Genomic DNA, 14,826 nt, shown 5'->3' with positions numbered 1-14,826 from the left:
ATGCAATTGCTATTTATCGCTATGTTTTGTTTAATAAAACCAATTTAAACAGACGATAAGTAAACCCATGATAAAACAGTCTCTCATAGCACTTGCAATCCTTTCTACTTTGACCGCCTGTCAAACCACCACAATTTCAAAACAAGAACAACAAATAGCAGCTGTTGCCCCTGTAATTGTTAGCAATACCACTTCGGGTGCAGGCATGACGCTTGAACAAGCAATGGCACATCCAGATTGGTTTGCACGTTCACCTGAGCGAAGCTTTTGGAGCGCTGATTCTGCCAGCATTTATTTTCAACAAAAACAATTAGGCTCTGAATTGCGTGATACGTTTTCACGTCAAGTATCAAGCACCGCGCAAAATCAAGCTGTTGAATTGTCGCAACTTCATCAAATCGGTGCAGCAAACAGTGTTTTTAGCCAAGACAAACAACTCAATGCTTATGTGTTTGAAGGCAATATTTTTGTTAAAGACATCAGCACTAATTCGATTAAACAAATCACTCGCAGTAAAGCAAATGCCTCTAGCTTACAATTTTTAAATTCGGGTGAGCTTGCTTATCGTGAAGGGAATGGTTTTTATAAAATCAATTTAACGACGGGTTTAACCGAGCAACTAGCACAGCTATCTCTTGCTGATAAACCAAAAGGCATTCAAGAGCCTTCAAGTTATATTGCTAAAGAACAGCACAAGTTAATTGAATATGTGGCGTTAACCCACGAAAATAAAAAACAACGAGCTGAACGTCAAGAGCAAATTAAACAAAATAATGCAGCAACATTTAATGCCGATTTTTATTTAGGAAAAGGCATGGAACTGGTTGAGGTGTCTTTATCACCAAAGGGCACTCACATGATTGCAGTGATCACGCCAGAAAAATCTTGGCGTGATGAAAGCGATATTATGCCGAACTACATTACCAATGATGGCGGTATTGACTCTGTACCAGCACGTCGTCGTGTTGCTGATGAAAAGCCAGCTAGCTCAACAGTATTGCTACTTGATTTAGCCACTGGAACACAAACAAGTTTAGCTTATGACACCTTGCCGGGTTTTGATGAAGATGTGCTAGCTTCTGTAAAAGCAGAAAACTTTGCCCGTGAAGGTAAAAAATACATCAGCGAGAAAAAACCGCGTGATATTAATTTAATGAGTGATTGGGGCTGGGAGCAAACTGCAATTCAATGGCAACAAAATGGCGAAAATGTTGCCATTATGCTTGAAGCGTGGGATAACAAAGATCGCTGGATTGCCACGGTTGATTTTGACAGCAATAAACTCGTTTCACAGCACCGCTTACATGACACCGCGTGGGTTAATTACACCTATAATGATTTTGGTTGGTTAGCTAACAGCAATAGCCTGTATTATTTATCGGAAGAGTCGGGCTATAGCCACATCTACACTAAAGAACTCGGTAAAAAAGCACAGCAGCAAACAAAAGGGCAGTTTGTCGTTTCTAACTTAACCGTAGATGCTAAAAATAACCGCATTTTATATAAAGCCAATCAAAAACACCCCGGTATTTATGAGGTGTATCAATTAGATTTAGCGACAGGCCAATCGAGTGCGCTAACTGACTTAAATGGTATGACGGATTACCAGTTAAGCCCAGATGCCAACAAGTTATTACTGACCCATTCAACATTGTTAAATCCACCAGAGCTATTTATTAGTGATGCATCAAAACCATCTCCTCTGATGCAATTAACTCATACGGTCACCGAGCAATTTAAAAACACCCAATTAATTGCGCCACAGATTGTAGCTGTCCCATCAAGCCACGGCACACAGCCTGTTTATGCCAAAGTGTATTACCCTGCCGATTATAAAGAAGGTGAAACGGGTAAAAACCGTAAAGCGGTTATTTTTAATCATGGTGCTGGGTATCTACAAAATTCACATCTAGGTTGGTCTGGGTATTTCCGTGAATTTATGTTCCATTCATTATTAGCCAGTGAAGGGTATGTAGTGATGGACATGGATTATCGTGCATCAAAAGGGTATGGCCGAGATTGGCGTACCGCAATTTATCGCCATATGGGTAAGCCTGAAATCGAGGATTTAGCTGATGGTATTAATTGGATGGTCGATAATGTAAACGTTAATAAAGATGCGGTGGGAACCTATGGCGGTTCTTACGGTGGATTTATGACTTTTATGGCCTTAATGACACGCCCTGAATTATTCCAATCAGGTGCGGCACTTCGCCCTGTCAGTGATTGGGCTCATTATAATGGCCCTTACACCTCAAACATTCTAAATCACCCAGATGTTGACCCAATTGCGTATGAGCGCAGTTCACCGATTTATTTTGCCCAAGGGTTAGAAGACAGATTACTCATCAACGCACCTATGGTTGACGATAATGTGTTTTTCCAAGATGTGGTGCGTTTAGTGCAGCGTTTTATTGAACTTGAAAAAGAAAACTTTGAAACCGCTATTTATCCGGTTGAACCGCATGGCTTTCGCCAACCTTCAAGCTGGTTAGATGAATATCGTCGCATTTATAAACTGTTTAAAGAAACCCTGTAAGCAGTTAACCTAAACACAACAACGCCGCATTAATTGCGGCGTTTTTTTAAATATTCAATAAACCAAACCGCCAAATAAAATGAGCCCGCAAGAGCGCCAAGTAGATGTGCCTCGATTGCAACGCGCGCATTTATTAAATGTCCGATATCAGCATCAGGGCCCTGAAACTGCTCAAATGCAATTTTAAGCCAACCCCCTAAAAACAAAACAAAACCAGAACGCATACCCAATTGCATATCTTTAATTGCCCCTAAAATAATAACGCCATGTAATATGCCACTTAACCCAACATAGCTGTGAGTATCAGGGTAAAACAACAATAAACCAATACTGCATAAAACAGATAAAACAATCAGTTGGGTGAAATAGCCTAGGGTTTGCCGATATTCACCGTGCAAAGCCCAAATCAACACAACACCCGCGCAGTTCAACGCTAAGTGATTAAAATTAGAATGGGCAAAATGGCCGGTCACTAAGCGCCAAAGTTCGCCTTGTAAAATCAGAGTCCGATCGTATTCAAATAATCCAATTAAATTGAAGGATTGGATCACGGTGCTAAACACTATCAAGATAAGCGGAGCAACGATAAAGCGTGCTTGAAGGGGTAAATTAAGCATTTATATTATATACATATAATTTTTTTGCTTATTGTGCCTGCTTCGCATTAATATGCCAATTAACAATCAACAAGAATCGCCATTATGTTTAAATTAAGTTCTTTCTTTTTATGTGTATTAATTCCGTTGACGGCATTGGCCAACACAGTGCCAAGAGAAGACCGCGAACCGGAAGCAAAAACAGGTTTTGAAATTAAAAAAACGGTTGCGGGCCAAAAATATATGGTGGCCGCGGCGAATCCTTATGCTGTAAAAGCAGGCCAATTAATGTTGGCGCAAGGTGGCAGTGCCATCGATGCGGCCATTGCAGTGCAACTTGTACTCACACTCGTTGAACCACAATCGTCGGGGATAGGCGGTGGTGCATTTATTCTTAATTATAACCAACAGACCAAGACCCTTATTACTTATGATGGCCGTGAGACAGCACCTTTGGCTGCGACGCCTGATTTATTTTTAGATAAAGACGGCAACGCAATTCCTTGGATTAAAGCAGTCGTTGGTGGGCGCTCTGTGGGTGTACCTGGTGTCCTTGCGGCATTAGCAAAAGCGCACACCGTAGAGGGAAAATTACCTTGGTCGGCTTTATTTCAACCTGCCATTGAATTGGCAGAGCAGGGCTTTACAGTATCGCCGCGCTTAGAAATGTTGCTTAAAAAACAGTTTAACCCTGGCGTACATCAACTGGCAGGCACCAAGGAGTACTTTTTTCCAAATGGTGAAGCCATCAAAGCTGGCACAATAAAGAAAAACCCAGAGTTAGCAACTTTTTATCGCACATTAGCAAAAGAAGGTGTCAGTGCTTTTTACCAAGGTGATAATGCCAAACAACTTGCTCAAACTGTTCAGAACTCAGCGGTCGCCCCAGGCTTGTTAACCGAGCAAGACATCAATAATTATCAAGCAAAATTGCGCGAAGCAGTTTGTGCGCCATACCATCAGTTTAAAGTATGCTCGATGGGGCCGCCGAGTTCGGGGGGCATTGCAGTGCTTGAAATTTTAAGTTTACTTGAATCTAAAAACTTAAAAGACTATCCAGTTAATGATGTCAAAGCGCTGCATTATTTTACCCAAGCTTCACGTCTTGCTTTTGCTGATAGGGATGTATATTTGGGCGATCCAGATTTTGTATCAGTCGATGTGATGAAGCTTCTTGATAAAGACTATATTAAAGCCCGCTCACAGCTCATCACAGATAAAGATATGGGCCAAGCGTTAGTCGGTAAACCCGATATCAAACTGGCTTTTGCGAATGATGATGCTTATGAAATGCCATCAACTAGCCATATGTCGATTATTGATGCTCAAGGTAATGCGATATCAATGACCACCTCCATTGAAATGGCATTTGGTTCTGCGCTAATGGTTAATGGATATTTATTGAATAATCAATTAACCGATTTCGCACTCTCACCAATGACCGACGGCAAACCTTTAATTAATCGCGTTGAAAGTAATAAACGCCCACGCAGCTCAATGTCACCGATGATGGTGTTTAATAGTGATGGTTCATTGCGATTAATTGTGGGATCTCCTGGTGGCAGCCGTATTATTAACTACGTTGCACACACTATTATAGGGGTGCTCGATTGGCAATTAACCATTCAGCAAGCGATTGATTTACCCAAAATCACCAATAGAAACAAAATTACTTCTTTAGAAAAAGACACCACAGTGGCTGACTTAAAAACCCAATTTGAACAGCTTGGACATAAAGTACAAGTAGTCGATTTAAACTCAGGCCTGCATGGGATCGAGATAATTAACGGTAAATATTATGGCGGTGCAGATCCTCGTCGTGAAGGCATCGTTTTATCCGATTTAACCGTTAATTAATAAAAAAGACCGTTGAAGTAAGTACGCTTATTTCAACGGTCTTTTAAATATCCTGTGATTGATGTCGCAACAATGTTAATTCTTTTGTAATTCATCTTATTAGTGGTCAGCTTAGACGAATAGTGCTTGTAATTTTATGTTTTGAAGCAATAATTGGCGGTTATACATTCTTTTTGTAAATTGAACACTGCCTGAGATCTAATGACTAATAAAGACACTAAAAACTTTCTCTACATCCCGCATTCGGGTCCGAAGCTCATTGAAACACCTTTATTAAATAAAGGGAGTGCGTTTACTAAACGTGAACGTGAAAGCTTTAATTTAATGGGTTTATTACCACCACGATTTGAGTCGATCGAAGAGCAAGTTAAACGCTGTTACCAGCAATATTCTAGCTTTACCGATAACTTAAACAAACACATCTACTTACGTGCTATCCAAGATAATAACGAAACGCTTTACTACCGTTTGGTACGTGATCATTTAGAAGAAATGATGCCTATTATTTACACTCCAACAGTGGGTGATGCCTGTGAGCAGTTCTCGGATATTTACCGCAGTGCACGTGGCTTATTTATTTCTTATGAAGACCGTCACCAAATCGATGATATTTTACGTAATGCCACCAAAGGCAAAGTAAAGGTTATCGTTGTAACTGATGGTGAACGTATTTTAGGTTTAGGTGACCAAGGCATTGGTGGCATGGGGATCCCAATTGGTAAACTATCGTTATATACCGCATGTGGCGGTATTAGCCCAGCTTATACTTTGCCAGTAATGCTTGATGTCGGCACGAATAATGAAAAACTGCTTAAAGATCCAATGTACATGGGGGCGCGCCATAAGCGTATTGGCCAAGCTGAGTATGATGAGTTTTTAGACCTGTTTATCAATGCAGTTAAACGTCGCTGGCCAAATGTATTGCTTCAATTTGAAGATTTTGCACAGCCTAATGCAATGCCATTACTAAAACGCTACCGCAATGAAATCTGTAGTTTTAATGATGATATTCAAGGTACAGCTGCGATTACTGTTGGCTCTTTATTAGCGGCGTGTCGTGTTAAAGGTGAAAAGCTATCTGATCAAACGGTTGCGTTTGTCGGTGCAGGTTCAGCAGGCTGTGGTATTGCAGAGCAAATTATTAGCCAAATGGTATTTGAAGGCATTTCAGATGCACAAGCACGTAGCCAAATCTTTATGGTTGACCGTTTTGGCTTACTCACTGATGGCATGGCTGACTTACGTGACTTCCAACAAGCACTGGTACAAAATGATACCACGCTTGCAGATTGGTCTTTTAGTGGTGAATATGCCTCGTTACTTGATGTAATGCACTGCGCTAAACCTCAGATATTAATTGGTGTATCAGGGCAACCTGGGTTATTTACTGAGCAAGTCATTCGTGCCATGTACCAAGGTTGCGACAAGCCGATTATTTTCCCTTTAAGTAATCCGTCAAAACAAGTTGAAGCTGTGCCACATGATGTGATCCATTGGACTGAAGGCCAAGCAATTGTAGCAACCGGTAGCCCATTTTCCCCAGTTGAATATGAAGGCAAAACATTCCCAATTCCACAATGTAATAATAGTTATATTTTCCCAGGTATTGGTTTAGGCGTGATTGCTGCTAAAGCAAAAACCATTACCGATGAAATGCTTATGGTTTCAAGTGAAACACTTGCAGCATCATCACCTCTTGCCAATACGGGTAAAGGCAGTTTGCTTCCTGCACTGACGCAAATTGAAACTTTAAGCAAAGAAATTGCCTTTGCAGTTGCTAAAAAAGCGATTGAGCAGGGCGTTGCTTTAGAAATATCTGATGAAGCACTGCGCTTGGCAATTGATAAAAATTATTGGTTACCACAATATCGTGATTATAAACGAGTGAGTATCTAACAATTTAACGCCGCATTTATGCGGCGTTTTTATTACTATCTACTGAATTTTAATATCTTAGGGATAAACAATAAGGGCTTAATTTTACTCGTTTCACAATTAAAAGTAATACCCCAATGGATTTACTTATTTTCTGCATAGTACATTTACGCAAAACATTGAATATTTATTCTTTAATCAAACATCTTCAATAAACTAATTAGCATCCTTTAAGAAATAGGCACATCCTGCTAAAGCGTAAATGTGCAGCTCTCTAGTATTTTATTTTAAGCTAAGTCGTTGTCTCCATTGCAACAGTACATAAAGTGTTCTAAACCTAAAAGAGTACTCAAACAAGGAGGCAGTTATGCCAACAACACATACAATCGAAAAAAATAACGAATTCTCCCGTTGTTTAGAATGCAATAAAGTTTCTACCTTTGCTGCCTTTCATTGGTTAGCGCTGGCATTTAAAGACATGAGTCAAGCACCAATTTTAAGCTTGGTCTACGGGTTGATCTTTACCTTGATTCCCGTTGCTATTGTTTATTCTGTTTTATTTACAGGCACTTACTTAGTTATATTACCCGCTACAGTTGCCTTTGCGTTAATAGGACCTGCATTTGCTGTAGGCCTGTACGATGTCGCATGGGAACTTGAAAAAGGCCATAAACCAACCCTTAGCCATAGCATAAAGTCTATGTTTAGAAACCCGGTAGGAGAGTGGGGCTTTGCGATTTTACTGATGGTTATAATGATTGTTTGGATGCGTTTAGCTGCGTTGGTTCATGCTTTATACCCAAGTTATGCCAACCCAACATTAGAAGAGCTTTCTGCATTTTTAACTTTGGGTTCAATTATTGGCGCAATTTTATTAATCAGTGTATTTGCTATTTCAGCATTTACGCCACAAATTATGATGGAACGTAGAGTCGACATTATGACTGCGGTGATTTCATCTATTCATGCTGTTAAAGAGAATTTTGCAGCCATGGTTGTTTGGTCTATCTGTATTTTTTGTTTAGTGGCACTGGGATTTGTAACTGGTGCAGCAGGTTTTATAGTCATTATGCCGCTTTTAAGTTACGCAAGCTGGCATGCCTATATCGCCATTATTAAAACTAAAAAACCGCGTGGTTATGAATAGAAGTAGCTAACTTTTACAGTTAAATCTTAAAGGCCAATACCGTATTGGCCTTTATTTTAAATGAACAATATAGTTATGTTAAATAGGGTGTTTTATGAAATTAACTATAAGAAACCCTTGCGAACGATATTGAAATAACAACTTCAAGGTTTACTTAATAGCTCTTCATATATTTTATAAAAAGCGTTAACTTAAATGTTTTCTCAATAGGTCTCCTAAAAAGCAGCATGCTAATTATCCAAAGTCTTCTGGTGAGTTAGTGATTTTAATGCCAATAGAAGCCCTGAACTAATTCATAGTTGGGCTCACAAATGTTATACCGAAATTATTCATTGATTAGGTCAACACACTTTCATTTTTATATCGAATACAAGGTTAGAAACGGCTTACGCTTGAAAACGTTTTGCTATTAAAAATGATGAGCGTAAAACTGAGTGAAACTAAATATGATTCGAAATGAATGATTCAAGTGGCATAGCATTTTAAATTCAAGGGTAAATCTTAAATCATTTGCAATAAGCCATTTATAATGACGAATATCATTAATAAATAGGTAGGTTGTAAATAAATTCTCATTTCAATTTCATAAAACAAACATTCTGTATAATGCTTAATAAAAAGAAAGGTTAATAACAAAGTTTTGCCGCTGTATGAATATCTAGCCAAGTCTCACAGCGTATTTATTTAACAGCAGAGGACATTGAGAATTCATATTGATAACAAGATTCATTATTTTTAGATTTAAACACTCATTAAGTACTAATAGAGTTACCAATAATGAGGTTCTTGTCATAAGTTTATTGCCATTAGTTTCAGCCATAAATAAGATGAAGTAGGATGCTGATAACATAGCAAGAATTAAGACTAGGGCTTACTTTATATATTTAAATAGCTAATTTAACATAACATTAATTATGGGTTGTTTATTATATTTATCATAAAGCAGGGTTTATACGTTTAACTCTACATACCATCGCAATGTCCAATACTAGACGGTATCGGACATTTTTGGGGGTTATTGAAATACATTAAATTTAATGGCTCTGACTGCCTATAAGTTTTATTCAGGGTTGGCTTTGTAGCTATTTCTCTTTATTCTCTCAGTAGTTGAAATAAAAATAAAATTTGGAATATTTGTCCATGTCTATTCAAGCCGTTATTAATAATTTAAGCCAAGTCATTTTAGGTAAAGAAAAACAAATCAAATTAGCATTAGCCTGTTTGCTCGCTCGCGGACATTTGTTGATTGAAGATTTACCCGGTATGGGCAAAACGACATTATCTCATGCTTTGGCAGTGTCGTTAGGCTTGAGCTATCAACGCATTCAATTCACCAGTGATCTGCTACCGGCAGATATCATAGGTACTTCTATCTTCGATTTACAAGATAAAAGTTTTAGCTTTCATCAAGGGCCTTTATTCAATCAAGTGATTTTAGCTGATGAGATTAATCGCGCTGGTCCAAAAACTCAAAGTGCATTATTAGAAGCTATGGAAGAACATCAAGTTAGTATTGATGGCCATACCTATAATTTACCTACACCATTTTTTGTAATCGCAACACAAAACCCAATTTATCAGGCCGGTACATTTGCGTTACCTGAATCGCAATTAGACAGATTTTTAATGAAGTTATCGTTAGGTTATCCAACGCAAGCCGCTGAAAGACAAATTTTACTTGGTAATAATTTATCGGTCGATGCCCTATCACCTGTGCTGAGTTTAAATGATTTTATTAATATGCAGTCTGCGGTGCAGCACGTTAAAGTGGCGCATCCTGTAATTGATTATGTTTTAGCAATTGTGGCTTATACCCGAGAACCTGGCCGCTATATGATGCCACTTTCACCCCGTGCGAGCTTGGCGCTGATGAATGCTGCCAAAGCTTGGGCTTTTATTGATAATCGCGATTTTGTGACGCCTGATGATGTTCAATCAATTTTACCGAGTGTTATTGAGCACAGATTAAATCTGAACAGCAATAGCGCTGATTCTGATTTAATCAAGCAATTACTGATAGCTGTCACTGTACCTTTGTAAGCTCATGATATGAAAATAAAAAACTTCATAAACCAGCGAATTGATCAACAACTTATCAAGCGTAAACACGATAAGTTGTTATTAATTTTAAAACACAAAAACTTGTACGTTTTACCGTCTAAATTAGGCTGGCTATTTATTATATTTTCAGTACTTATTTTTTTATTAGGCAGTAATTATCAAAATAATCTCATTATCTTAACCAGTTATATTTTATTTTCGATAGTGTTGGTTTCGGTAGTACAAGGATATTTAAATTTAAGCGAAACACATGTTGAGTTTATTTCAAAGCAAAATAACTATTTAAGTACCGGCTACCAAATCAATTTAGCGTTTAGTAATCCACAAAAACTATATAATTTAGTCGTTCAAAGTGAAAATTCCTCCCCTGTTATTTGCCCAATTATTGATGAACATAAAACCGTTGTAACCTTAACGGTAAAACCTACAAAGCGAGGAAAACATACATTGCCACGGATCAAACTGTTTACCCGCTTTCCGTTTGGTTTAGTGACCGTTTGGAGTTATGTGTTGTACCACAAACAGGCATTTGTTTATCCTGATCCTGTTGCAATCTCATTTCATCGCGGTAATCAAGCGTCAAGTTCTGATCAAGGAGACCAATCATCTGCAAAAGGCCAAGATGAGTATGAAGGCGTTAAAACATTTCAAAAAGGCGATAATTTTGCTCGAATTTCATGGAAACACTATGCAAAACAACATGAGCTGATGGCAAAACAGTTTAATGATATTGTTAGGCATGACATTATGTTTGACCTTCAGTCACTGCCCGATAGCTTTGAAACTAAATTACAGTATTTGAGTTTTTTAGTTAGCCAAGCACACCAAGAAGAGATACGTTTTGGTGTAAAACTCCCCAAAGTTGTGATTGAGCCCAATCAAGGACCTGCACATTTAACCCATTGTTTAGAAAAAATAAGTGAGGCTTAAATGGTGAAAATAAACCCCCAAAGTTGCCAAGCACTTATTTTATTACTGATCACACTGAGCTTAGCAAATTTTATTTCATTGAGTTTTATCGCCATTGTCTTGTTAATCATTTTATGGAGTTTAATGTGTGCGCTTGAACAACTTACGCGCCCTTCAACTTTTGTTGGTAATGGATTAGCACTGGCCGTAATGATCACGTTAGCAATTGATGTGGGTTTTTCAGATACAGTGAATTTATTTGTCAGTATGTTACTGAGTGCTATTGCGTTAAAACAACTGATTGCCGTGTTAGACCGCCATATTAAGTTAATCGCTGTAACTCAAACTTTTCTGATAGCAAGTCTATTTTTATATCAACAAAACTTATTTTTTACCTTATTAAGCGTCTCTTTACTCATCCTTAATTTATTAGCGTTAAATTTATTGGCTGATAACACACAGCTACTGTGGTTTCGCATTCGTTTAGCTGCAAAAACCATGGTGTTTAGTCTGCCGATTGCACTAGTTTGTTTTTTAATTATTCCAAAACTCCCCTCTTTTTGGGCCTTGCCCGGCCCTTCAGGTGCAACTACTGGATTAAATGAAACAGTTAATCCTTTTGATATTGCTAAATTGTCACAATCATCTGAACTCGTTTTTCGGGCCAAATTTACTGCAAAAGCCCCTGCTATGCCTTTTTATTGGCGCGCCATGATCCACGAAGAATACGATGACCAAGGTTGGGGAATTTTAGAGCATGCAGAACGTGAAACTCCACAAATTAAAAATTTTTCGGCATCTTTAAATGCCATCCAATATGAAATTATTGCCGAAAAATCGTCAATTCCTTGGTTGTATGGGCTAAGTTTCGCACAATCGAATTCTGACGAAGTCGTTAATCGTTACGATGGTATTTTAGCCCGTATAAAAAATCTGTCTCAAAGCATTAAATATCAAGCATCAAGCGACTCTGTATTTTGGCAAAATCAGTCGTTAAACCACGCTACACGGCTAATAAATACCGATATAGATCCGCTCGATAACCCTTATTCCCAACAACTGGCTAAAAAACTGCGGGTGCAGTATCAAAGTGATAAGGCAATCTTTCAGGCGTTAATGGATTTTTTTTCAGAACAATCATTCTCCTATACCCTCACACCACCGCCTTTACGAGGCCTCAATACCATTGACCAATTTATGCAACTCAGCAAAAAAGGCTTTTGTGGCCATTACGCTAGTAGTGCTGCATTTATATTTCGTTCTGCAGGGATCCCTGCTCGAGTTGTATCGGGCTATTTAGGTGGCGAAAAGCGCAGTGATACTGAGTATTACAATATTTACCAATATGATGCCCATGCGTGGGCTGAAGTATGGCTTGAGGGGCAAGGTTGGACTATTTTTGATGCTACCAAAGTGGTTGCACCTGATAGACTCAATGGTTCTTTATCACAAAGTGAATCTAATCGTACCGAGTTTTTAAATAATTTAGAATTTGGTTGGCTGTCTTTGGCAAGCTACCCAATGGTTAACTGGCTTTACAACCAAGTTGACTACCTCGATTTTGTTTGGACAGCTTGGGTACTTGGTTATGATAACAATACGCAACAATCTCTACTTGCGGACCTATTCGGTGATTGGTCGCCTTTAACCCTAACTTTATCGGTTTTGGGATGTATATTTATGTTGTTAATGTGTTATTACATACTTTACCGTTGGCAGCATAGGCCGGTATACCAAGGCGCACTTGCAAAAGAGTATTTACAACTTCAAAGCTGGGCAAAAAAGAATAGTTCCAAAATTGATTGCCAAGATTTGTTTCAATCAGGCGCTACGCCTTTGGCGCAATTACGAGTATTGACTGAATTATTTCCGCAAAAAGCCCCGCTACTGAATCAATTTTCAGCGCTTTGGTCACAAGTACGTTATCAATCTGAGCACTGTACGGCAGCACAACAACAACAAGCAAAAGAGTTAGTCACTAAAATAATAAAAAGAGAGAAGTAACATGAATGCAGTCATTATAGGCGTCAGCTTAATGCTGGGCCTGAGTTTAATTAGGGTTAATGTGATTGTCGCAATGACTATTAGCGCTTTAGTTGCTGGGTTAATTTCTGGAATGAGCATAACCGATACCCTCAATGCGTTTAATGCAGGCCTTTCTGGCGGTGCTGAAATTGCATTGAGTTATGCGATGCTTGGTGCTTTTGCGGTTGCTATTTCTAAATCCGGTTTAACCCAAATTTTGGCTGAAAAGTTATTAGCAAAAGTAAATCATCACGATAATGCCCATGAAAAAATGAGTTTAAGTTATCTCATTCTAACAGTGATACTTTTATGCTCTGTCGCGTCGCAAAATGTGATACCCGTTCATATTGCGTTTATTCCGATTTTGATCCCTCCTATCTTAATAATCTTAAATAAATTAGCCCTTGACCGCCGCTTAGTCGCATGCGTTTTAACCTTTGGTTTAGCTACCTCATACATGGTTTTACCTTATGGATTTGGCGGGATATATCTATATAGTATTTTGCATAAAAACCTAACGGATAACGGGTTAGATATTGTAAATACTGCTGTACCACAAGCTATGATCATTCCTGCTTTAGGTATGTTTTTAGGTCTATTAATCGCTATCTTTTTCACTTACCGTAAAAAACGCTCCTACTTAGATAACTCACTCAATCAACCGAGTGAAAAAAAGATTACCAATAAACCGAGAGTATTGATTATTGGTACGACAGCGGTCGGTTTGTCGCTGTTAGCCCAATATGTGTCAGGATCAATGATTTTAGGCGGTTTAACTGGAGTTGTAACCTTTACGCTTTTTGGTGCAGTAAAGTGGCATGAAAGTAATGATTTATTTAGTAAAGGTGTGTCAATGATGGCATTGATTGGATTTATTATGATTTCAGCACAAGGTTTTGCTGAGGTGTTAAAACAAACAGGAGATGTTGCAAGCTTAGTTGATACCGCTGTGAATATTATTGATGGCAATAAGCCTATCGCGGCAGCCCTTATTTTATTGGTTGGCTTATTTATTACTATGGGAATTGGTAGCTCGTTTTCAACGGTGCCAATTATTGCAACTTTATTTGTACCACTTTGTTTGGAGCTGAATTTTTCAATGATGGCAACCGCTGCTTTAGTTGGTACAGCCGGGGCTTTAGGTGATGCAGGTTCTCCAGCGTCAGACTCCACGTTAGGACCTACTTCTGGGCTTAATGCTGATGGACAACACGACCATATTTGGGATTCAGTGGTGCCAACCTTTTTACACTTTAATATCCCGTTATTGATTTTTGGATGGATTGCGGCTCTAGTGCTTTAATGGCACCAGTGCTATCGCTATAAAAAAAGCAGCTCTCGCTGCTTTTTTATTTTATCTATGCTTTAAAACAAATCCGTTAAACAAATCCGTTAAACATGCCATCGCAGACAACAGGTGTTGGTTTATGGTCATCATCAACCGCTACAAACGTAAAACTTCCTGAAATCGCTAAATGTTTATCGTCTTTATGCATAGTTTCTAAATAAATCTCAACCTCAACCCGTAAACTGGTATTGCCCACATGCACTACTTTTGCAACAAGCTCAGCAAATGTACCTGCAGGAATCGCTTCTTTAAAATCAACCCGATCGGATGAAATAGTCACTAATGGCTTACGGCAAAAACGGGTGGCAGCAATAAATGCCGCTTCGTCCATCCATGCAAGCGCATCACCACCAAACAAGGTGTTATGGTGATTAGTACGGCTTGGAAAAACGGTTTTAGTAATTCGCGTTAACGATTGCTCAATACGAGTTGCCAAAATGGCTTCTTTTTGCGTTTGTGTCATCACATT

10 protein-coding genes are annotated in these 14,826 nt (G+C 38.6%); 8 read left to right on the top strand and 2 right to left on the bottom strand.

Going from position 1 to position 14,826, the window contains the following annotated elements:
• Window positions 1-67 precede the first annotated feature (67 nt).
• On the top strand, window positions 68-2,539 hold the full coding sequence (locus AC3KZC_RS08580; protein WP_490577375.1) for a S9 family peptidase: 2,472 nt from the start codon (window positions 68-70) through the stop codon (window positions 2,537-2,539).
• Between the two features lie 29 nt (window positions 2,540-2,568).
• On the opposite strand, the gene rrtA is transcribed toward AC3KZC_RS08580, so the two are convergent.
• Entirely contained in the window at window positions 2,569-3,156 is a 588-nt protein-coding gene (rrtA, locus tag AC3KZC_RS08575; protein ID WP_490577374.1) for a rhombosortase, read from the bottom strand.
• Between the two features lie 81 nt (window positions 3,157-3,237).
• On the opposite strand from rrtA, the gene ggt reads away from it, so the two are divergent.
• The 7 genes from ggt (at window position 3,238) to AC3KZC_RS08540 (ending at window position 14,312) form a co-directional block, all read left to right on the top strand.
• Window positions 3,238-4,992: a gamma-glutamyltransferase gene (gene ggt / locus AC3KZC_RS08570; protein ID WP_490577501.1), complete on the top strand. Its 1,755-nt coding sequence runs from the start codon at window positions 3,238-3,240 to the stop codon at window positions 4,990-4,992.
• 201 nt (window positions 4,993-5,193) lie between these two features.
• The gene (locus AC3KZC_RS08565) at window positions 5,194-6,888 is read left to right on the top strand and encodes an NAD-dependent malic enzyme (RefSeq protein WP_490577373.1); all 1,695 of its coding nucleotides are present in this window, start codon (window positions 5,194-5,196) and stop codon (window positions 6,886-6,888) included.
• Window positions 6,889-7,234: 346 nt separating this feature from the next.
• On the top strand, window positions 7,235-8,014 hold the full coding sequence (locus AC3KZC_RS08560; RefSeq protein ID WP_490577372.1) for a DUF2189 domain-containing protein: 780 nt from the start codon (window positions 7,235-7,237) through the stop codon (window positions 8,012-8,014).
• Window positions 8,015-9,148: 1,134 nt separating this feature from the next.
• On the top strand, window positions 9,149-10,054 hold the full coding sequence (locus AC3KZC_RS08555) for an AAA family ATPase (protein ID WP_490577371.1): 906 nt from the start codon (window positions 9,149-9,151) through the stop codon (window positions 10,052-10,054).
• A 9-nt stretch (window positions 10,055-10,063) separates the two neighbouring features.
• On the top strand, window positions 10,064-11,005 hold the full coding sequence (locus AC3KZC_RS08550; protein WP_490577370.1) for a DUF58 domain-containing protein: 942 nt from the start codon (window positions 10,064-10,066) through the stop codon (window positions 11,003-11,005).
• Window positions 11,006-11,008: 3 nt separating this feature from the next.
• Window positions 11,009-12,988: a transglutaminaseTgpA domain-containing protein gene (locus AC3KZC_RS08545; RefSeq protein ID WP_518525919.1), complete on the top strand. Its 1,980-nt coding sequence runs from the start codon at window positions 11,009-11,011 to the stop codon at window positions 12,986-12,988.
• 1 nt (window position 12,989) lies between these two features.
• Entirely contained in the window at window positions 12,990-14,312 is a 1,323-nt protein-coding gene (locus AC3KZC_RS08540; RefSeq protein WP_490577368.1) for a Na+/H+ antiporter family protein, read from the top strand.
• 76 nt (window positions 14,313-14,388) lie between these two features.
• Here the strand turns inward: AC3KZC_RS08540 and AC3KZC_RS08535 are convergent, their stop codons facing one another.
• A complete protein-coding gene (locus AC3KZC_RS08535) occupies window positions 14,389-14,820 on the bottom strand; it encodes an acyl-CoA thioesterase (RefSeq protein WP_490577367.1) in 432 nt (143 codons plus the stop codon).
• Window positions 14,821-14,826: the final 6 nt, after the last annotated feature.

The organism is Pseudoalteromonas sp. J2K-J031, from assembly GCF_058197095.2.
This window is presented reverse-complemented; position numbering and strand designations above follow the sequence as displayed.

What these genes read in the sequence shown, in the direction of transcription:
- AC3KZC_RS08550 (WP_490577370.1), top strand. Translation starts at nt 10,064, where the DNA reads ATGAAAATAAAAAACTTCATAAACCAGCGAATTGATCAACAACTTATC.
- AC3KZC_RS08580 (WP_490577375.1), top strand. Translation starts at nt 68, where the DNA reads ATGATAAAACAGTCTCTCATAGCACTTGCAATCCTTTCTACTTTGACC.
- AC3KZC_RS08540 (WP_490577368.1), top strand. Translation starts at nt 12,990, where the DNA reads ATGAATGCAGTCATTATAGGCGTCAGCTTAATGCTGGGCCTGAGTTTA.
- rrtA (WP_490577374.1), bottom strand. Translation starts at nt 3,156, where the DNA reads ATGCTTAATTTACCCCTTCAAGCACGCTTTATCGTTGCTCCGCTTATC.
- AC3KZC_RS08535 (WP_490577367.1), bottom strand. Translation starts at nt 14,820, where the DNA reads ATGACACAAACGCAAAAAGAAGCCATTTTGGCAACTCGTATTGAGCAA.
- AC3KZC_RS08565 (WP_490577373.1), top strand. Translation starts at nt 5,194, where the DNA reads ATGACTAATAAAGACACTAAAAACTTTCTCTACATCCCGCATTCGGGT.
- AC3KZC_RS08560 (WP_490577372.1), top strand. Translation starts at nt 7,235, where the DNA reads ATGCCAACAACACATACAATCGAAAAAAATAACGAATTCTCCCGTTGT.